General features: G+C 74.6%; 17 protein-coding genes and 1 pseudogene. 7 read left to right on the forward strand and 11 right to left on the reverse strand.

The window, feature by feature from the left end; translation table 11 throughout:
* Positions 1–414 (forward strand): annotated as a pseudogene (locus tag AB0J53_RS40405) (FAD-binding monooxygenase); the annotation flags it as partial.
* Between the two features lie 23 nt (positions 415–437).
* Here the strand turns inward: AB0J53_RS40405 and AB0J53_RS40410 are convergent.
* On the reverse strand, positions 438–1,637 hold the full coding sequence (locus AB0J53_RS40410; protein WP_364182433.1) for a cytochrome P450: 1,200 nt from the start codon (positions 1,635–1,637) through the stop codon (positions 438–440).
* Between the two features lie 181 nt (positions 1,638–1,818).
* Positions 1,819–2,775, reverse strand: a complete 957-nt coding sequence (locus tag AB0J53_RS40415; protein WP_364182436.1) for a hypothetical protein — start codon at positions 2,773–2,775, stop codon at positions 1,819–1,821.
* Between the two features lie 372 nt (positions 2,776–3,147).
* Between AB0J53_RS40415 and AB0J53_RS40420 the strand changes: the two genes are divergently transcribed.
* Positions 3,148–3,549: a hypothetical protein gene (locus tag AB0J53_RS40420; RefSeq protein WP_364182439.1), complete on the forward strand. Its 402-nt coding sequence runs from the start codon at positions 3,148–3,150 to the stop codon at positions 3,547–3,549.
* Here the strand turns inward: AB0J53_RS40420 and AB0J53_RS40425 are convergent.
* The 5 genes from AB0J53_RS40425 to AB0J53_RS40445 all read right to left on the reverse strand — a co-directional run bounded on the left by AB0J53_RS40425 (position 3,542) and on the right by AB0J53_RS40445 (position 6,235).
* On the reverse strand, positions 3,542–4,054 hold the full coding sequence (locus AB0J53_RS40425; protein WP_357590979.1) for an SRPBCC domain-containing protein: 513 nt from the start codon (positions 4,052–4,054) through the stop codon (positions 3,542–3,544). The genes AB0J53_RS40420 and AB0J53_RS40425 overlap by 8 nt on opposite strands.
* Positions 4,051–4,401: a metalloregulator ArsR/SmtB family transcription factor gene (locus AB0J53_RS40430; protein ID WP_364182443.1), complete on the reverse strand. Its 351-nt coding sequence runs from the start codon at positions 4,399–4,401 to the stop codon at positions 4,051–4,053. The genes AB0J53_RS40425 and AB0J53_RS40430 overlap by 4 nt, the downstream gene beginning before the upstream one ends.
* Positions 4,398–4,832, reverse strand: a complete 435-nt coding sequence (locus AB0J53_RS40435; RefSeq protein WP_364182446.1) for an SRPBCC domain-containing protein — start codon at positions 4,830–4,832, stop codon at positions 4,398–4,400. Before AB0J53_RS40435 ends, AB0J53_RS40430 begins: the two co-directional genes overlap by 4 nt.
* Before the next feature lie 90 nt (positions 4,833–4,922).
* Complete coding sequence (locus AB0J53_RS40440) at positions 4,923–5,822, reverse strand: cation diffusion facilitator family transporter (RefSeq protein WP_364182449.1); 900 nt, start codon at positions 5,820–5,822, stop codon at positions 4,923–4,925.
* On the reverse strand, positions 5,822–6,235 hold the full coding sequence (locus AB0J53_RS40445) for a metalloregulator ArsR/SmtB family transcription factor (RefSeq protein ID WP_219516661.1): 414 nt from the start codon (positions 6,233–6,235) through the stop codon (positions 5,822–5,824). The genes AB0J53_RS40440 and AB0J53_RS40445 overlap by 1 nt, the downstream gene beginning before the upstream one ends.
* A 97-nt stretch (positions 6,236–6,332) precedes the next feature.
* Here AB0J53_RS40445 and AB0J53_RS40450 point away from each other — a divergent pair, with 97 nt between their 5' ends.
* From AB0J53_RS40450 to AB0J53_RS40460, 3 genes are read left to right on the forward strand one after another with little or no spacing between them, the layout of a single operon-like run.
* Positions 6,333–6,974 (forward strand): NAD(P)H-binding protein, encoded by a 642-nt coding sequence (locus AB0J53_RS40450; protein ID WP_357590983.1) that lies wholly within the window; start codon positions 6,333–6,335, stop codon positions 6,972–6,974.
* Positions 6,975–7,023: 49 nt separating this feature from the next.
* Positions 7,024–9,141 (forward strand): alpha-galactosidase, encoded by a 2,118-nt coding sequence (locus AB0J53_RS40455; RefSeq protein WP_364182454.1) that lies wholly within the window; start codon positions 7,024–7,026, stop codon positions 9,139–9,141.
* Positions 9,142–9,169: 28 nt separating this feature from the next.
* Positions 9,170–9,817: a bifunctional 4-hydroxy-2-oxoglutarate aldolase/2-dehydro-3-deoxy-phosphogluconate aldolase gene (locus AB0J53_RS40460; protein ID WP_364182457.1), complete on the forward strand. Its 648-nt coding sequence runs from the start codon at positions 9,170–9,172 to the stop codon at positions 9,815–9,817.
* A gap of 22 nt (positions 9,818–9,839) precedes the next feature.
* Here the strand turns inward: AB0J53_RS40460 and AB0J53_RS40465 are convergent, their stop codons facing one another.
* The gene (locus AB0J53_RS40465; protein WP_219516619.1) at positions 9,840–10,811 is read right to left on the reverse strand and encodes a carbamate kinase; all 972 of its coding nucleotides are present in this window, start codon (positions 10,809–10,811) and stop codon (positions 9,840–9,842) included.
* A gap of 138 nt (positions 10,812–10,949) precedes the next feature.
* Positions 10,950–12,251, reverse strand: a complete 1,302-nt coding sequence (locus AB0J53_RS40470) for an aspartate aminotransferase family protein (protein ID WP_364182462.1) — start codon at positions 12,249–12,251, stop codon at positions 10,950–10,952.
* A gap of 182 nt (positions 12,252–12,433) precedes the next feature.
* Here AB0J53_RS40470 and AB0J53_RS40475 point away from each other — a divergent pair, with 182 nt between their 5' ends.
* Positions 12,434–13,801: a HAMP domain-containing sensor histidine kinase gene (locus AB0J53_RS40475; protein ID WP_364182465.1), complete on the forward strand. Its 1,368-nt coding sequence runs from the start codon at positions 12,434–12,436 to the stop codon at positions 13,799–13,801.
* Positions 13,802–13,967: 166 nt separating this feature from the next.
* Positions 13,968–14,540 carry a hypothetical protein gene (locus AB0J53_RS40480; protein WP_219516601.1) on the forward strand — a complete coding sequence of 191 codons (573 nt, stop codon included), beginning with the start codon at positions 13,968–13,970 and terminating at the stop codon, positions 14,538–14,540.
* Positions 14,541–14,577: 37 nt separating this feature from the next.
* Here AB0J53_RS40480 and AB0J53_RS40485 read toward each other — a convergent pair whose 3' ends face one another.
* Both AB0J53_RS40485 and AB0J53_RS40490 read right to left on the reverse strand, forming a co-directional pair.
* Entirely contained in the window at positions 14,578–15,936 is a 1,359-nt protein-coding gene (locus AB0J53_RS40485) for a glycosyltransferase (RefSeq protein ID WP_364182470.1), read from the reverse strand.
* Positions 15,933–18,176 carry a glycosyltransferase gene (locus AB0J53_RS40490; protein ID WP_364182473.1) on the reverse strand — a complete coding sequence of 748 codons (2,244 nt, stop codon included), beginning with the start codon at positions 18,174–18,176 and terminating at the stop codon, positions 15,933–15,935. The genes AB0J53_RS40485 and AB0J53_RS40490 overlap by 4 nt, the downstream gene beginning before the upstream one ends.
* Between the last annotated feature and the right edge of the window lie 36 nt (positions 18,177–18,212).

The raw sequence follows: 18,212 nt of genomic DNA on the forward strand, positions 1-18,212 counted from the left end.
CCGGCCGGGCCGGTCGAGCGGCGCGGCGGCCCGATCCCGGTCGGCGGCGTGCTGCGCCGGCTCGCGTGCCCCGCCGGGCTGCTCGTCGGCGACGCGGCCGGCGCGGTGTCGCCGCTGACGGCGGGCGGCCTGGACCCGTGCCTGCGGATGGCGGCCCTGGCCGCCTCCGTCACCGCCGCCTACCTGCGCACCGGCGACCGGCGCGAGCTGGAGCGGTACGACGGCGCCGCGCTGCGCGCCCGGTACCGGACCCGGCTGATGCTCCGCCGCGCCTTCGCCGGCATCCGGTCGCCCGCCGCCGCGGAGGCCGCCGTGACCGCCCTGCGCGGACGCGCCGGACGCGCCCTGGCGGCCCGCATCCTCTTCGGCGACGGCTCCTTCCCGAACGTGGAACCGGCGCCCGCGACAGGCTGACGCGCCCCCGCTTGCGCCGGAGGTCAGGCCAGGGCGAGACGGCGTACGCCTGTCATGGTCGGGGTCGGCATCAGCTCCGGCGGGTCGTCCGGGTCGGTGCGCAGGGACGGGAGGCGGTCGAGCAGGATGTTCAGCGCGACCCGCCCCTCCAGCCTGGCCAGCGGCGCGCCCAGGCAGAAGTGGATGCCCCGGCCGAACGCCAGATGCGGGTTCGGGTCGCGGCCCGGATCGAACATGTCCGGATCGGGGAACTGCCTCGGGTCCCGGTTGGCCGACCCCAGCCACGCCATGACGAGCTGATCGGCCGGGATCTTCACGCCGCCCAGCTCCACCTCCCGGGTCGTGGCACGGCCGAGCGCGGCGAACGGCGTGAGGTAACGCAGCGACTCCTCGATCACGGCCGGGATCGTCGACCGGTCGGCCCGCGCCCGATCCTGCTGCTCCGGGAACGCGTCCAGGCAGAGCACCGTGTTGCCGAGCAGCATCGTCGTGGTGACGTGCCCGGCCAGCAGCAGGACGATCGCGAAGTTCACCACCTGGGTGTCGGGCAGGCGCTCGCCGTCGACCTCGGCCTCCACCAGCAGGCTCAGCAGGTCGCCGCGCGGCCGGGCCCGGCGCTCGGCCGCGTGACCGGCGAGGTAGTCCGACATCTCCTTCCACGGGCGCAGCGACTCCTGCCGTTGCGCGAGCTGCCTCTCGTCGGGCTCGGTGAGCGAGACCTTGGTGTCACGCTGGAACAGCGCGTCGGCCCACCGCTTGAACAGCGCCCGGTCGGTGGCGGGCACCCCGAGCAGCTCGGCGATGACGATGACCGGCAGCGGGTAGGCCAGGTCGGTCACCAGCTCCAGCCGGCCGCGCTCGCGGGCCGCGTCCAGCAGCTCGTGGGTGAGGGCGGCGATGCGCGGCTCCAGATCCGCGACGATCTTGCGGGTGAAGGCGCTGCTGACCAGCCTGCGCAGCTTGCCGTGCGCCGGCGGGTCGATCTGCGTGATGAAGCCGTCGAGCGAGAACTCCTCGACCTCGGGCACCAGGCCCTTCGGCACCACCCGCATGGTGTCGGAGGAGAACGTCGCGGGGTCGCCGAGAACCTCGTGCAGCTCCGGGTAGCCGTAGACGTTCCACATCCCCGAGGCGGGGTCGAACTCGACGGGCGGGCCCGAGCGCGGGCCGTGCAGCCAGAAGTGCTGTTCGGGGATTCCGTACCGTTCGGCGAAGTCGGCCATCGCCTCTCCTTGGTCGTAGATCCGCGTCGGCGTGGGGCGGCCACCCCAGGTCCCTACCCCGCCGTGGTGGCCGGGGCCCCTGCCCGTGCGGGGTGTTTTCGCGTACGTACGAGATCCGCGCGGTCGTTGACGGAAGGGCGGTCGCTCACGGAAGGGCGGTCGTTCACGGAAGGGCGGTCGCTCATGGGAAGGGGAGCAGGCCGGACAGCGGGGCGGACGGTGAGGGGGCGGGCGGCGGCGGCTCGGTGGGCTCGGCGCCGGTCGGCGCCGGCGTGGCGGGCCGGTCGGTGGGCTCCTGGGCGGGCGGCGCGGCCGGCTGGTCGGTGGGCGCGTCCGTGGGGGAGGGCGCGGTGGCGGTCACGGTCGCGGACGCCGTCGGCGTGGCCAGCGGGCCGGTCGCGGACGGCGTGGGCGACGGGGTGCCCGACGGCGTCGGCGAGACCGGGTACGGGCGGGAGTGGCGCAGGGCGGGCTCGGTGCGGCGGTCCTTGGCGGCGTCCCGGCCGGCGGGCTCGGCCTTGCCTTCCGTCGCGCCCTTGAGCTGCTCGGACACCGTCTGCCCGGCGATCGCCTGGTAGATCAGGATGCCGCCGAAGCTGAGCGTGAACACCAGCGCCGCCGCCCCGCCCAGCCGGAGCCACCCCACCCGCCCCCGCCCCGCCGGGGCCTGGTCCGTGGGGCGGGCCTGGTCCGAGGGATGGGCTGAGCCGGAGGGGCGGGCCCGGTCCGACGGGCGGTGCCGCCTGCCGGTGACGGTGTGCTGCCTGACCTTGGCGCGGGTGCGGCGCAGGTAGTGGGTGTACAGCTCGGTGCCGACCGTGGTGGCCACGCTCATCACCGCCGCGCCGATCACCGTGCCCGCCACGCCGAGCCACGAGGCCGCCACCGCCGCCGTGAGCGCGGCCATCGCGCCCCCGGCCACCTGCACGACGCTCACCCGCCCCCGCCACTTCCCGGGCGCGTCCGGGTCCGGGACGGCATCCGCGCGGACGGCCGCGCCCGTACGCGCCCCGGCGACCGCGCCGGTGGCCGCCTCGGTGGCGGCGCCGGTGGCCGCGTCGGTGGCGGCGCTGGGGGCCGCCCCGGTGGCCGCGTCGGGGGTGGTGAGGTCGGTCGGGGTGTGTCGCCTGCCGGTCATGCTTACGCTGGCCAGCCTTCCTCGTGGTCGGGCGCGGGCGCGCCGCGGGTGTGGGATCGTGATCCGCCGAACCGGGCCCGGCCACGAGCGTGGCGCGCGGCACGCCGGTCTGGGCCTGGGACGGCCGAGCGACGGCCTCCCGGGGGGCGGCTGCTGGGACGAGTCACGATGGCATACCCGGGCAAAGCCGGTCAGCGCGCCACGCGGCGTACGGCGACCTTCTGGGGAGGACATTGCCATCCCCGACCACACCCCTGACCTGGCGGAAAATGAGCGATATGTGACGCATTTATGGACTTATGGTCACAGCCCGGTGATTGATAGGTTGCGCGAGAAAGTTGCCATTGATTGTCGGGGGAATGCGCGGTGGGCATGAACGTGCGCGAGAAAGGGCAGGGCCTGGCCGGGGAAATCCAGGCCGAGCTCGCCCTGTGGACGGACCGTACCGGCTCGGCGGCCGAGGTGTGGGCGCTGCCGGCCGGGGCCGTGCCGCCGCGCGCGAGCGAGGCGGTGCTGTCGGTCGTCCGCCTGGTGCTGTCCGCCGCCGAGGCGCACGACCCGGTCCCCGTGGTGTCGCTGGCCGTCACGCTGGCGGCGTCCGGGCTGCGCCTGACGGTCAGCTTCGAGGCGGGCGGCGCGGCGGACGGGACGCCGCTGCCCGAGGCCCGGATGCGTGCCGCGTTCGCCGAGGCGGGCGGCACGCTGAAGGTGGCGGTGTCGCAGTCCGGCGGCGTCACGGTCAGCGCCGCCGTCGCCGCCGACCGGCTCAGGTGACGGCGGGCGAGCCCAGCAGGGCGGCGTCGATCCGGGGGCCGAGCACGTCGGCGCCGTCGGTCACCTCGTTGGGCCGCCCCACGCCGGTGGTGACGAGCTCACGCAGGCTGTGGCCCACGTAGAAGCCCCAGCTCCGGTGGCAGACCTCGTAGCACTCGAACTCCGGCAGCAGCCCGACATGGGTGAAGCGCAGCTCGGCCGGGCCGTCGCCGGGGCCGGAGATCTCGAAGCGGATCTCGGTCCCGGTCCACTCCGCCTGGTCCTCGGTGAAGGAGAAGGCGTTGTCGAGGACGCGCCAGACCACGCGCCGGCCGGGGACGACCTCGGTGAGCCGGATGCGGCAGCGGTGGACGCCGGGCACCTCGTAGCCGAACTCGTCGCCCTCGGCGGCGGTGGCGCCGGTGACGTTCCTCGACCACCAGCCGCGCACGTCGAGGACGGCGGCGAACACCTCGGCGGGCGGCCGGGGCAGCTCCAGGGTGATGGTCGTGCCCTGATCGGTCATGATCCCTCCGTACGGTCCGCGGTGCGCTGGATCTCCTCGGCGATGCGCTTGATGCGCCGGAGCCTGGCGTCCCACGCCGCGCCGACGGAGGAGAGCTGGGCGACGGCCCGGGCCAGTTGCGCCTCGTCCACCCGATACTTCCTCTCCCGCCCGGCGGGCGAGGCGTGCACCAGCCCGGCGCGGTCCAGCGTGCCGAGGTGCTTGGTGATCGCCTGGCGGGTCACGGGCAGCCGCTCGCTGAGGCTGGTGGCGGTGCCGTGGCCGTCGGCCAGGAGCAGGTCGAGGATGCGCCGCCGGGTCGGGTCGCCGACGGCCGACCACAGCTCGTCGTCGACGGCCGCCGTCACGGCGTGGCCACCAGGCGCGTGACGTACTCGCCGAGCCGGGGCACGAAGGTGTCCCAGCCCTGGCTGTGGTCGCGGTGGCACTCCGCCAGCTTGGCGGCCTCCCAGCCCAGCTCGCGGAAGCCGGTCTCGGTGAGCCGGATCCGCGTGCCCGCGCCCGCCGGGGTGAGCTCGAAGGTGACGAGCAGCGAGGTCGATCCGGTCTCGCACCAGCGGAAGGCGAACAGCCGGGGCGGCTCGGCGGTCACCACGGTGATGGGGGCGACCTGCTCGCGGTCGCCCCAGATCAGCTCGCCGGTCGCGCCGGGGACGGGCTCGATCGAGGCGTCGTCGCTCCACCAGCGGGAGATGTGCTCGGGGCGGCTGACGACCTCGAAGACGACCTCGGGGGTGGCGTCGACGTGGATCTCGCGTTCGATGCTGCCGTACTCCATGCTGAACTCTCCAGACCTTACGTGCAACCTTTGGTTGCGTGTAAGGCTAGCGCGTACGACCCGGATCGCGCAACCAAAGGTTGCGCATGTTCACCAGCCGACCTCGTCGCAGCCCCGGTGGTCGGCGGGCTCGACCTGGAGGGTCGCGTGGGCGATGTGGTGACGCCGGCTGAGCACGTCGCGCGCCTGGTCCAGGACGGCGTGGTGGTCGGCCGGCTCGGCGGTGACCAGGTGGGCGGTGGCCACGTTCATGCCCGAGGTGAGCGTCCACAGGTGCAGGTCGTGCACGTCCCGTACGCCCTCGATGGCGGACAGGTCGGCGGCCACGGCGTCGGGGTCCACGCCCTCGGGCACGTGCTGGCCGAGCACGGCGAAGACCTGGCGGCCCAGGGAGACGGCGCGCACGGCGACGAACAGGCCGATGGCCAGGGCGACGAACGTGTCCCAGAACGGCTGGCCGGTGGCCGACACCAGCCAGCCCGCGACGATCACGCCGACCGAGCCGGCCGTGTCGGCGACCACCTCCAGGTACGCGCCGCGCACGTTGAGGCTCTCGCCCGCGCCGGAGCGCAGCAGGAGCAGCGCCACCAGGTTGACCAGCAGGCCGATCGCACCGACGATCATCATCGGCCCGGACGACACCTCGGCCCGCTCGCCGATGCGCCCGATGGCCTCGATCACCACGTAGAGCGCGACGCCCAGCATCATGACGACGGCCAGCAGCGAGGCGAACACCTCGGCCCGGTAGGAGCCGTAGCTGCGCCGGCCGGTCGTGTCGGGACGGGTGGCGATGCGGGTGGCGACCAGCGCCGCGCCGAGCGTGACCACGTCGGCGGCCATGTGCCCGGCGTCCGACAGCAGCGACAGCGAGCCCGACAGCAGGCCGAAGACGAGCTCGACGACGAAGAAGACGCCGATCAGCACGAACGAGACGGCCAGCCGCCAGCGGTGGCGGCCCGCCGCGTGCCCGTGCCCGTGGCCGGAGCCCATCACGACCTCCCGTCGCGCTCGGGGTGGATGGCCTCGGTGTGCTCGGTGTGCGCGAGCGCCACGTCGAGCAGCATCCGCACGTGCGGGTCCTCCAGACGGTAGTACGCCATCCGGCCGGAACGGCGTGCCGCCACGATGCGGTGCGCGCGCAGCAGCCGCAGCGCGTGGGAGACGGCCGACTCGCTCTGGCCGGTCACCGCCGCCAGGTCGCACACGCACAGCTCGCCGTCCAGGAGCGCGACCAGCAGCCGCAGCCGGTTGGGGTCGGCCAGCAGGCCGAAGACGTCGGCGGTGTCGGTCACGTCCTCGGCGGCCGGCATCCGCTCGCGCACGGCGCTCACCCGGTCGGCGTCGACGACCTTGACGGCGCACCCGTCCACCATCAAGATGCCTTCATCTGAAGAGGTGTTCATATGTACAAGATAGCGAAGAGCGCGGAACGACTGTCAACCCCCGGTTCGCGGCAGCGCATTTCACTGGCCGATGAATCGGTTGGCTAGCATCGTCGGCGTGAGGATCACCGTCTTCGGCGCCACCGGCGGCACCGGCAGAGCCGTCGTCCAGCGCGCCCTGGCCGCGGGCCACGAGGTCGTCGCCGCCGTCCGCGACCCGGCCAGGCTGCCGCTCTCCCACCCCGCGCTGGAGATCGCCACCGCCGACGTCTTCGCCCCGCGCACCCTCGAACCCCTCCTGACCGGCAGCGACGCGGTCCTGTCCGCGCTCGGGCCCAACAGCCGCAACGACACCTCGCGGGTGTGCTCGGCCGGCATCGCCGCCATCCTGACGGCCATGGACGCCACCGGCGTCCGCCGCGTGCTCGCCCTCAGCGCCCAGCCGGTGCTGCGCACCGGCGCCGGGGAGTCGCTGCTGTGGCGCAGACTCGGCATGCCCGCCGTCCGCGCCGTCTTCGGCACCGTGTACGCCGACCTCGAACGCATGGAGCGGACCCTGGCCGCGAGCACCGCCGACTGGACCGTGCTGCGGCCTCCCCGGCTGACCGGCAAGCCCGCCACCGGCCGCTACCGCAGCGCCGTGGACGCCAACGTGCCCGGCTCCATGACGCGCGGCGACCTGGCCAGGGCGATGCTCGACATGCTGCCGGACCCGTTCACCGTGAGGCGGGCCATCGGGGTCGCCGGGCCGCGCCGCTGACGTACGATCTCCGCACGTCCAGCAGGCACCGTCCAGCAGAAAGCGCCCCATGCACCTCCACCACTTCAGGGCCGCCGGCGTGTCCGTGGTCCTCGAATGCCCGCCCGACGCCCTGCCCGCGATCCTGCACTGGGGGCCCGACCTCGGCCCGCTCGCCGACGACGCCCTGGAGCACCTGGCCGCCGAGCTGAGGCCGCGCCCCGACCAGACCTCCGACGAGCCGATCCGCACGGCGCTCGTCCCCGAGGCGCGCACCGGCTGGGCGGGCCTGCCCGGACTGTCCGGCCACCACCAGGGCGAGAACTGGTCGCCCGCGTTCACCGCCGTCACCTGCGAGACGGCCGGGCGGCGCCTCACCGTCACCGCCGCCGACCCGCACGCCCGCCTCGCCCTCGCCCTCACCGCGGAGCTCGACCCGTACGGGCTGCTGCGCGCCCGCGCCGAGCTGCGCAACGAGCACGACCTGCCCTACACGCTCGACGCGCTCAACCTGGCCCTCCCGGTCCCCGGGCACGCCACCGACGTGCTCGACCAGGCGGGACGCTGGTCCAAGGAACGCGTCCCGCAACGCCGCCCGCTCACCGTCGGCGCCCACCTGCGGGAGAACCGGCGCGGACGCACCGGCGCCGACGCCGCCACGGTCCTGTTCGCCGGCACCGCCGACCTCGGCTTCCGGCGCGGCGAGGCGTGGGGGCTGCACGTCGGCTTCAGCGGCGGCCACCGCCACTACGCCGAGCGCACCGCCACCGGCCGCACCCTGATCGGCGGCGGCGAGCTGCTGCTGCCCGGCGAGATCGTCCTCGCCCCCGGCGACACGTACCGGACGCCCTGGATCCACGCCACGTACGGGCGCGGCCTGGACGAGGCGGCCCGCCGCTTCCACGACCACCTGCGCGCCCGCCCCGCCCACCCGGCCTCGCCCCGGCCCGTGGTGCTCAACACGTGGGAGGCCGTCTACTTCGACCACGACCTGGACCGGCTGCTCGACCTGGCCGCCCGCGCCGCCAGGGTCGGCGTGGAGCGGTTCGTGCTCGACGACGGCTGGTTCCTCGGCCGCCGCCACGACCGCGCCGGCCTCGGCGACTGGCACGTCGACCCGGCCGTCTGGCCCGACGGGCTGCACCCGCTCGTCAAGCGGGTCAGGGAGCTCGGCATGCAGTTCGGCCTCTGGTTCGAGCCCGAGATGATCAACCCGGACTCCGAGCTCGCCCGCGCCCACCCGGACTGGATCCTGCGGACCGGCGACCGCCTGCCGCCCACCGCCCGCCACCAGCAGGTGCTCGACCTCACCAACCCCGCCGCGTACGCCCACATCAAGGAACGGCTGCTCGCCCTCATCGGCGAGTACGAGCTCGACTTCGTCAAGTGGGACCACAACCGCGACCTCGTCGACGCCGGGTCGCCCCACCGGCAGGGCCGCGCCGCCGTCCACGCCCAGACCCACGCCGTCTACCGGCTGCTCGACGAGATCCGCGCAGCCCACCCCCGGCTGGAGATCGAGTCCTGCTCCTCCGGCGGCGCCCGCGTCGACCTCGGCATCCTCGAACGCACCGACCGCGTGTGGGCCAGCGACTGCATCGACCCGGCCGAACGCCGCCAGATCATGCGCTGGACCGCCCAGCTCCTGCCGCCCGAGCTCATCGGCAGCCACATCGGCGCCGGCCGCTCCCACACCACCGGCCGCCGCCACGACCTCGCCTTCCGCGCCGCCACCGCGTTCTTCGGCCACTACGGCGTCGAATGGGACCTCACCGCGCTCACCGACGCCGAGCTCGCCGAGCTCGCCGGGTGGATCGCCCTGCACAAGGAGCACCGCGAGCTGCTCCACGGCGGCGTCATGGTCCGGCTCGACGACGTGCCCGACGGCGTGGAGGCGCACGGCGTCGTCGCCCCCGACGGGCGCGCGGCCCTCTTCGAGATCGCGCTGCTCGACCGCCCCGCCACCTGGCCGCCCGGCCTCCTCCGCCTGCCCGGCCTCGACCCCGGCACCCTCTACCGCATCCGGCCCCTGGCCCCCGTCGACTCCCACGGGGCCGCCCCCGCCTGGACGTCCGGCGGCGCCGTGCTGCCCGGCTCGGCGCTGGCCGCCTCCGGGATCGCGGTGCCGCCCCTGTTCCCGGACCGCTCCGCGCTGCTCCACCTCACGGCCGTGGACGCGCCGCGATGACCGGGGCCGCGCCTTCCGGGGGCGCCGCGTGACCGGGCTGGAGGAGGCGCTGGCCGCCGTCCCGGTGATCGCCGTCGTCCGGGCCGCCGCCTCGCGCCACCTGGCCGCCGTGCTGGCGACGCTGGCCGGCAGCGGCGTACGGGCGGCCGAGGTCACGATGACGACGCCCGGCGCGCTGGAGGCGATCCGGTGGGCCGCCCGGGGCGGGACCGAGGGGGTCGCGGTGGGCGCGGGCACCGTGCTGACGGCCGAGGCCGCCCGGGAGGCCGTCGACGCCGGAGCGGGCTACCTGATCACCCCGGCGGTCCTGCCCGAGGTGATCGAGGAGGGACGCAGGCTCGGCGTCCCCGTCGTGCCGGGCGCGTTCACGCCGACGGAGATCCTCCAGGCGTGGCGGGGCGGGGCCGCCCTGGTCAAGGTGTTCCCCGCGAGCGCGGCGGGCGGCCCCGGCTACGTCAGGGACGTGCTCGCGCCGCTGCCGGAGGTGCCGCTCGTGCCGACGGGCGGCGTCCGGATCGAGGACGTGCCCGCCTACCTGCGCGCGGGCGCCCGCGCCGTCGGCATGGGCGCGCCGCTGCTCGGCGACGCCTGCGCGGACGGCGACCTGGCCGCCCTCGCCTCCCGCGCCCGGCGGCTGCTCGGCGTCATCGCGGAGCACCTGCAGGAGCGGGGCTGAGCCGCAGGATCGCGCGAGGCGGTCAGCCGCCCGGCTCGCCGACACCGTGCGACGTCGTGACCGCCGGCCCGGAAGCGCCGGGCGAGGCCGTGATCGTGGTCCCGGCCTGCCCGGCGAGCACCGCCGCCGCGTCCCGCAGCGCGCCGATGGCCGCGGGCCGCCCGGTCGCGGTGACGAACCGTACGCACGCCTCCGCCTTCGGCCCCATCGACCCGGCCGGGAACCGCATCGCGCGCAGCTCGCCCACGTCCACCGACGACAGCGGCCGCTCCCGCGGGGTGCCGAAGTCGCGCCGGACCGCGTCGACGTCGGTGAGCACCACGAGCCGGTCGGCCCCCAGCTCGATCGCCAGCAGCGCCGCCGTGAGGTCCTTGTCCACGACGGCCTGCGCGCCCTCCAGCCGCCCACCGGGCCGGGGCAGCACGGGCACCCCGCCCCCGCCGCCGCAGATCACCGACGTGCCGGCGGCCACGAGACGCCGGATGGTCGGCAGCTCGACGACGCGGCGCGGCGCCGGGGACGCGACGACCCGCCGCCACGCCCCGCCCTCGCCCTGCCGGGCCACGGTCCACCCGTGCTCCACGGCCAGCCTGCGCGCCTCGGCCTCCGGGTAGCTCTGGCCGACGAACTTCGTGGGCGCGGCGAACGCCGGATCGTCCGCGCCCACCTCCGTCTGCGTGACGATCGTGACCACCGGGCCGGGCAGGCCCGCGTTGGCCAGCTCCTGCGCCAGCCAGTAGCCGATCATGCCCTGTGTCTGGGCGCCGAGCGTGTCGAGCGGGAACGGGTGGGCCAGGTCCGGGTCGTTCGCGCTCTCGACGGCCAGCATGCCGATTTGCGGCCCGTTGCCGTGGCAGAGCACCAGCGTGTGCTCGGCGCCCAGCGGGGCGAGCGCGCGGGCGGCCGCCCGCACGTGGCGCCGCTGCACCGCGGCGTCCGGGCGTTCGCCCCGTTCCAGCAGGGCGTTGCCGCCCAGCGCGACGACGAGCAGCATGTCACTCTCCCAGCGCCGCGACGAGCACGGCCTCGACGGTACGGGGCGCTCCTCCGCAGGGTGCCACCCGGGGAGGCGCCCGGCCAGCCCGGCACGCCGGACGTTCCCGGCCGGGCGGAAGCCGTTCGGCCGGGGGACTCAGCCTGTCGTGGCTTTGAGGGCGGCTTCGAGGATGTCGACGCCCGCGTGCAGGTCGTCCTCGCCGATCGTGAGGGGCGGGGCGATGCGGAAGATGCCTCCCATCCCGGGCAGCTGGACGATGTTCATGTGCAGCCCGCGTTCGAGGCAGGCGCGGGTGACGGCGGCGCCGAGCGCGTCGGCGGGGGCCTTGGACGCCTTGTCGCGGACCAGCTCGACGCCCTGGAGCAGGCCGCGGCCCCGGACGTCGCCGACGACCTCGTAGGCGTCGCGCAGCGCGAGCAGCCGCTCGGTGAGCTGGTCGCCGAGCCGGGCGGCCCGCTCGACGAGGCGTTCGCGCCCGATCACGTCGAGCACGGTCAGCGCGACCGAGGCGGCCAGCGGGTCGGAGACGTGCGTGGTGTAGAAGAGGAAACCGCGCTCGTGGCAGACCCGCTCGATCTCCGCGGTGGTGACGACGGCCGCCACCGGCAGCCCGGCCCCGAGGGTCTTCGACAGCGTGAGGATGTCGGGCGTGACGCCGTCGCGGTCGAAGGCGTACATCGTCCCGGTGCGGCCGAGGCCGGTCTGCGCCTCGTCGAGGATGAGCAGCATGCCGCGCTCCTCGCACAGGTCCTTGAGGCGGCGCAGGTAGCCGGGAGGCAGGTCGATGATCCCGCCCGAGGACAGGACGGGCTCGACGAGGCAGGCGGCGAGGCTGCCGGAGGACTGCCGGTCGACCAGGGCGAAGCCGTAGGCGAGCTCGGCCTCCCAGTCGTAGGAGCCGTCGGGGGAGCGGAACGGCGACCGGTAGGCGTTGGGGGCGGGCAGGGCGAGGTTGCCCGGCGTGGGCGGGCCGTAGCCGCGCCGCCCGGCCGAGTAGGTCGCGGCGGCGGCCCCCTGGGTCATGCCGTGCCAGGAGCGGTCGAAGGAGACGATCTCGTAGCCGCCGGTGGCGAGCTTGGCCATCTTGATCGCCGCCTCGTTGGCCTCGGCCCCCGTGGTGAGCAGCAGCATCTTGCCGAGCTCGGGCGGCAGGGTGGCGGTGAGCCTGGCGGCCAGGTCGAGGACGGGGGCGCTGAGCATGCCGCTGTAGAGGTGGTCCAGGGAGGCGACCGCCGCCGAGACGGTCGCGATGATGTCCGGGTGCGCGTGGCCGAGGATGGCGCTCATCTGCCCGGAGGTGAAGTCGAGGATGGGCGTGCCCTCGCGGTCGTAGACGTACGAGCCGGAGGCCCGTTCGATGAGGCGCGGGGTGAAGGCGGCTCCGTAGCGGATGAGGAGCCGGTCCGCGTCCTCCAGGAAGGTCGTGTCCATGTCCATTGACGTCGTCACCCTTTCCCGCCGGGCGTACGCCGATGCATTCGCCCGGCGAAACGGAGCATATGCCGGAAAGTCGATCAGGGAGAGGGGTGGCGCCTTGACCGAATGCTGGGTTATTCCACGGTGAAGGCGAGGAACGTTCACCGGGTGTATCCGGCGGCGGCGCGTGGGCGGCGGCGGGCGTGAGTGCCGCGCCCGCCGGCAGGTTGTCCGTGCAGGCGACGCTGGCGCTGGCCGCCGGCGTGTTCTCCCTGGTCGTGCTGAGCGCGATCGGCGTGCTCGCCGACGTGGCGATCCGCGCCGCCATCGAGCGCGGCGTCTTCGAGGAGACCGAGCGGGCGGCGACCGACTGGATCGGGTCGATGACCACGAGGCGGCCGTCGCCGCCGGTCACCGCCTCGGACGTCGACCTCATGCAGCTCGTCGACTCGTCCGGGAACGTGGTGTCGGCCAGCCGGGCGGCCGCCGGGCGTCCGCCGCTCAGCGCGTTCTGGCCGAGGTCGGAGGACCGGATCGAGCACCGGACCGAGTGCTCGCCGGCCGGGTGCGTCATGTTCACCGCCACCCGGCCGTCGCCCCAGGAGGAGCAGGTGCTGTGGGGCGGCGAGTCGCACGTGGTCTACGCCGGGCGGATGCAGCCGGAGATCCTCGCCACGCACCGGCTGGAGCTGTTCCTGGGCGCGGGCGTCCTGGCGGCGAGCGCCCTGATGGTGGGGGTGGCCTGGGTCCTGACCGGCCTGGCGCTGCGGCCGGTCGAGGCGATGCGGCGCCGGCTGGCCGAGGTGACCGTGACGGACCTGAGCCTGCGCATCCCGGAGCCGCACGGGAGTGACGAGTTCGCCCGGCTGGCGCGTACCGCGAACGTGACGCTGGCCCGGCTCCAGGCGGCGGTCGAGCAGCAGCGCAACTTCTGCTCGATGGTGTCGCACGAGCTGCGCACGCCGCTGACCGGGATACGGACGCAGCTGGAGGAGGCGCTGCTGTATCGGGAGGTGGACCCGCACCAGGCCATCCGCGACGCGCTCGGCACCGCCGACCGCTGCCAGTCGATCATCGACGAGATGCTGATGCTGGCCCGGGTCCGGGCCGCCCCGCACGGCGCGGAACGGGTGGACCTGGCCGAGCTGGTGCGCGGCGAGGCGGCGGCGCGGCGCTCGGGGGCGCCGGTCCGGGTCCGGGTCGAGGAGGGCGCCGAGGGCGTCCAGGTGCGCGGGAACGCCGTCCAGATCTGCGAGGTGCTGGTCAACCTGCTGGCGAACGGGCAGCGTCACGCCCGGTCGGGTGTGGAGGTCAGCCTCGCCCGGGCGGACGGCCAGGCGGTCGTCACGGTGCTCGACGACGGCGACGGCATCGCGGAGGCGGACCGGGAGCGGGTGTTCCAGCCCTTCGTCCGGCTGGCCGAGGCGCACCGGCGCGATCCGAAGGGCAGCGGTCTCGGCCTGGCCATCTCCCGCGCCATCGCCGAGGCGCACCAGGGCTCGCTGAAGGTGGAGGACTCGGAGGCGGGCGCGGCTTTCGTGTTGCGGCTGCCGCTCGCCGACGCCGATTGAGCCGTTCTTCCTTTCCCTTTTCTGTCAGGGAAAGGCGTCATGGCGTTTTTGGGAAGTGGAATACCCCAGGCTGGGGGGCGGCTTGTGTGACGGGTGAAAGTGTTTCTTCGGCGGAGACGAGCTTTTCTCGTCCGGTCAACCCAATTTCCCGGAGGAATCCTTGAAAATGGCGAAAAACACCAATTTCGTCACCAGGAGCGCCGGGGCGCTCCTGGGCGCCCTGCTCGCGGTCTCGGCCGCCATACCCGCCGCCATGCCCGCCGCCGCGGCGGACACGCTGTCGCGGCCCGGCACCGACCGCGGGGACGTCTTCTACATCGTCGCCGAGCACAGCCGCCAGGCGATCACCGCCCAGACCCACGGCCCGCGCCCGCTCGGGATGATCCAGGTGCCCGTGCGCGGCCTGTCCACGCAGCAGTGGCGCGTCGTCCGCTGGGACCACGCCTGGCTCCTGGTGAACCGCCACTCCGGCCTGTGCGCCGCGATTCCCCGCGAGCGGCACGCCCGCCTCGTCCAGGACGTCTGCGGCCGGTTCGGGCACGTCAACCCGCGCGCCCTGTGGAACGCCGACCGGCCGGGCGCGCTGTCCGGCAGGCCGGTCATGTGGCGCTCGGCGTACAACAAGGAGTGCATCGACGTCTTCGGCCACTCCCACGACCACTACACGGTCGTCCAGCACCACCGCTGCCACGGCGGCGAGAACCAGACCTTCCGCCTGGTGCCGGTCGCCGACTCCTGACCCGTGGGGCGGGGGCGCGCGATCCGCGCCCCCGCCGTCACGTGGCGCCGGGGGAGTCGGGCACCAGCCCGTGCTCGGTCAGCTCCCAGTGGAAGCGGCGGCTCGGCCGCGCGAGCTGCACCAGCGCCCGGAACGCCGCCACGCTCATCAGCGCCCAGTAGAGCGGCACCAGCAGCATCGTGCGGACCGCCTCGTGCACCGAGCGTTCCAGGCAGCCCGCCATGTGGGCGAGCATCAGCAGCAGGTTGCCGGCCACCATGACCATCGTGCCCAGATAGAGCGCCACCCCCGGGAACAGCGCCTCGACCGCGCTGGGCCCCGCCACCAGATAGAGCGCCGTGAGCGCCCACAGCACCGGGTTGAGCAGCGTGCACAGCACCGAGAACCCCACCGTGAACTGGAAGCTCCAGAACCCGCGCGCCCCCAGCTCCCGCCACAGCCGCCGGGGCGAGCGCATGTGGACGAGCCACGTCTGCATGTAGCCCTTGATCCACCGGCTGCGCTGCCGCACCCAGTTGCCCAGCCGGCTGTTGGCCTCCTCCTCGGTGACCGAGTCCATCATGCGCACGCTCCACCCGCGCCGCGCGATCCGGATGCCCAGGTCGGCGTCCTCCGTGACGTTGTACGGGTCCCACGCCCCCAGCTCGCGCAGGGCGTCCGCGCGGAAGTGGTTGGAGGTGCCGCCGAGCGGGATCGGCATCCGGTAGCGGTCGAGCCCGCGCAGGAAGAGGCTGAAGTTCAGCGCGTACTCGGCGGTGAAGCACCGGGTGAGCCAGTTGGTCCACGGGTTCCAGTAGTGCAGCTCGGCCTGGACGCACACCACCCAGCGGGGCGCCCCGGCGAACGCGGCGACCGCCTTGCGCAGCTGCGACGGCTCGGGCCTGTCCTCGGCGTCGTAGATCACGCAGAACTCGCCGCGGGCCCGTTCCAGGCCGACGTTGCACGCCTTCGGCTTCGTCCTGGGCTCGCCCGCCGGGATCAGCACGAGCTCGAAGCCCGGGGGCAGCTCGCCGGGCAGCGCGGCGGCGGTGTCCTCGTCGTCCTCCTCGACCAGGAGCAGGACCTGCAGCCGGTCGGCCGGGTAGTCGAGCGCGGCCAGCCGCCGCAGCAGCGCCGGCACGACGCGGCCCTCGCGGTGCAGCGGCACGAGCACCGTGTAGGGCGGCAGGTCGTCGTCCCCGGGCAGCTCGGTGAAGCGCAGCACGTCGCCGCCCCGCGCCTGGAAGATCAGCCACAGCTTGTAGCCGACGCCCGCCGCGTACAGCAGGGTGACGGTGACCATGCAGGCGGCCAGCACCGTCACCACCCCGGTCAGCGCCATCGCCCCGGCCAGCGCGAGCGCGCCCGCCCCGGCGGTGATCCGCTGCCCGCGGCTCAGCGTGACGTGCGCGCTCACCGGGCCGCCCCCGCCCGGTAGACGACGCGGTCGCCGTCGTCGTAGACCGGCGTGTAGCCGCGCAGCGCGGGGGCGCCGTTCAGCGCCTTCCACACCCGGTCGCGGTCGCCCGGCGTGCGGCGCATGTGGATCCACCGCACGCCGCTGCCCGCCGGGTCGTCCAGCGCCGCCCGCCACTGCCGGAAGCTGCCCTCGTACAGGATGGACCCGGTGGGCACCCGCGAGTGGAAGGTCAGCACCTCGTTGCCGAACGACTGCATCAGCACCCTGCCGCCGTCGTAGTGGGATCGGAGCCAGGCCGCGGCCCGCAGCCCCGACCGGACCGCCTCGCCCGACCGGAACGCCTCGGCCTCGCGCCGCACGTCCAGCTCGCCGGTGGCCAGCGGGCACACCAGCACGGCGACCGCGCCGGCCAGCGCGGCGACCGGCCGCCCGGCCCGCGCCGCCTCGGCGGCCAGCCCGCCCGCGAGCAGCGCCACCGGCAGGATCACGATCAGGCCGAAGCGCACGTTGTACAGGTCGCCGGCGATCTCCTCCACGTGCAGCGGACGCTGCCCGGAGTAGAGCGCGTAGACGAAGAACACCGCCAGCAGCAGCGGCACCAGGCACACCGGGTCGCGCCGCCGCAGCACGTGCGCCACCAGCCCGGCCAGCGCCAGCACGGGCAGCACCGGCCCCAGGTTGCTCACCACCGCGTAGCCGTACGTCATCAGCGACGTCCCCCAGTCGCCCACGGTCAGCTCGTCGCGCGACACCCACAGCGACGGCTTGGCGTACTCGCCGGCGTAGAAGTAGAGCGGGTCGCCGAAGATGACCACGTTCCACAGCAGCCACAGCGCCATCCCGGCGAACGCGAGCGTGCCGTAGAAGATCACGTGCGCCTCCGCGCGGGAGCGCCGGCGCGGGCGCGGCGAGCGCCGCCACACGGTCCAGCCCACGATCAGCGCCGCGACGGCGGCGATCACCCACCCTTCGTAGCGGGTGAGGGTCGCGAGCAGCGCCGCCGCCCCGGCCGCGGCCAGGCTCCGGTAGTCCTCGGTACGCCGCCACGCCGTGAGGTGGTAGACCGTCGCGGCCAGGCAGGCCAGCAGCGGCAGCTCGGTCATGGGCGTGCTCTGCAGATAGAGCACGGCGGGGCAGAGCGCGAGGACGGCCGCCGCCGTGACCCCGGCCCACCGGCTGCCGGTGAGCAGCAGCGCCGTCCGGTAGAGGTAACGGGTCGCCAGCACGTACGCGATCATCGAGACGACGGTCGCCGCCGTGCCCGACCGGTACCAGCCGTCGATCCACACCAGCGGCAGCGTCAGCAGGTGCGGCAGCGGCAGCCAGACACCGCCGAGCTGGGCCAGGCCCGGCGTGGGCGAGCTGATCACCCGGCGGGAGATGAGCAGGTGCGAGATCGCGTCCGGGTACGCCAGCCGCGCCGCGCCGAAGTGCTGCCAGGCGACCATCGACAGCACGGCGGCCAGCACGGTGAGCACGGCGAGGACGGGGTCGCGCGGCCGGACCAGCCGGTGCGCGGCCCGGCCCACAGGGGTCGCGGGCGACACCTCGGCCCACAGTGACAGCAGGCTGCGCAGCGACCGCAGCGCGACCGGCAGCCTGCCGCCGCTCTGCTCGCCGTGCAGCCTCGGGAAGTGCTCCACCGGGCGCTGGATGATCCGCGCGCCCAGGCCGCGGGCCTTGGCCAGCAGCTCGGGGGAGATCGTCGCGGCGTCGGCGCGCAGGTCGAGGCGTTCGAGCACGCGCCGGTCGAACAGCTTGTAGGCGCAGTCCACGTCGCGGGCCCTGATCCCGAGCAGCAGCCGGTTCAGCCACGTCCAGGCCCCGCCCGCCAGCCGGCGCCCCAGCGGGTCGGCGCGCGGCAGCCGGTAGCCGATCACCACGTCGGCGCGCTCCCGCTCGGCGTCCGCGACCAGCTCCGGCAGGCCGTGGGCGCGGAACTGGCCGTCGGAGTCGGTCAGGAAGATCCGCCGCGCCCCGGTCTCCGCCAGCGCGTGCGCGATGCCCGTGCGCACGGCCGCGCCGTAGCCCAGGTTGGCCTGGTGGTGCACGACCTTGACCCGGCCGGGGAAGCGGCTCGCCAGCCGGTCGGCGACCTCGCCGGTGCGGTCGGGCGAGCCGTCGTCGACGACGACCACCCAGTGCTCGTCCTCCTCCAGCGTCGTGAGGAAGTCCTCGACGGTGGCCGCCAGATTGGCTTCCTCCCGGTAGGCGGGCATCACCACGGCCACGCTCACGCGAGTCCCCCCATACGCGAAAGAAAGATGCCCTGA

The organism is Nonomuraea sp. NPDC049725, assembly GCF_040674795.1.
Taxonomy (GTDB): Bacteria; Actinomycetota; Actinomycetes; order Streptosporangiales; family Streptosporangiaceae; genus Nonomuraea; species Nonomuraea ceibae.

Excerpts from the sequence above, each read along its gene's own strand:
- AB0J53_RS40445 (WP_219516661.1), bottom strand. The coding sequence starts at position 6,235 with ATGAACACCTCTTCAGATGAAGGCATCTTGATGGTGGACGGGTGCGCC.
- AB0J53_RS40410 (WP_364182433.1), bottom strand. The coding sequence starts at position 1,637 with ATGGCCGACTTCGCCGAACGGTACGGAATCCCCGAACAGCACTTCTGG.
- AB0J53_RS40455 (WP_364182454.1), top strand. The coding sequence starts at position 7,024 with ATGCACCTCCACCACTTCAGGGCCGCCGGCGTGTCCGTGGTCCTCGAA.
- AB0J53_RS40420 (WP_364182439.1), top strand. The coding sequence starts at position 3,148 with ATGAACGTGCGCGAGAAAGGGCAGGGCCTGGCCGGGGAAATCCAGGCC.
- AB0J53_RS40415 (WP_364182436.1), bottom strand. The coding sequence starts at position 2,775 with ATGACCGGCAGGCGACACACCCCGACCGACCTCACCACCCCCGACGCG.
- AB0J53_RS40465 (WP_219516619.1), bottom strand. The coding sequence starts at position 10,811 with ATGCTGCTCGTCGTCGCGCTGGGCGGCAACGCCCTGCTGGAACGGGGC.
- AB0J53_RS40440 (WP_364182449.1), bottom strand. The coding sequence starts at position 5,822 with ATGGGCTCCGGCCACGGGCACGGGCACGCGGCGGGCCGCCACCGCTGG.
- AB0J53_RS40435 (WP_364182446.1), bottom strand. The coding sequence starts at position 4,832 with ATGGAGTACGGCAGCATCGAACGCGAGATCCACGTCGACGCCACCCCC.
- AB0J53_RS40480 (WP_219516601.1), top strand. The coding sequence starts at position 13,968 with ATGGCGAAAAACACCAATTTCGTCACCAGGAGCGCCGGGGCGCTCCTG.
- AB0J53_RS40425 (WP_357590979.1), bottom strand. The coding sequence starts at position 4,054 with ATGACCGATCAGGGCACGACCATCACCCTGGAGCTGCCCCGGCCGCCC.
- AB0J53_RS40470 (WP_364182462.1), bottom strand. The coding sequence starts at position 12,251 with ATGGACATGGACACGACCTTCCTGGAGGACGCGGACCGGCTCCTCATC.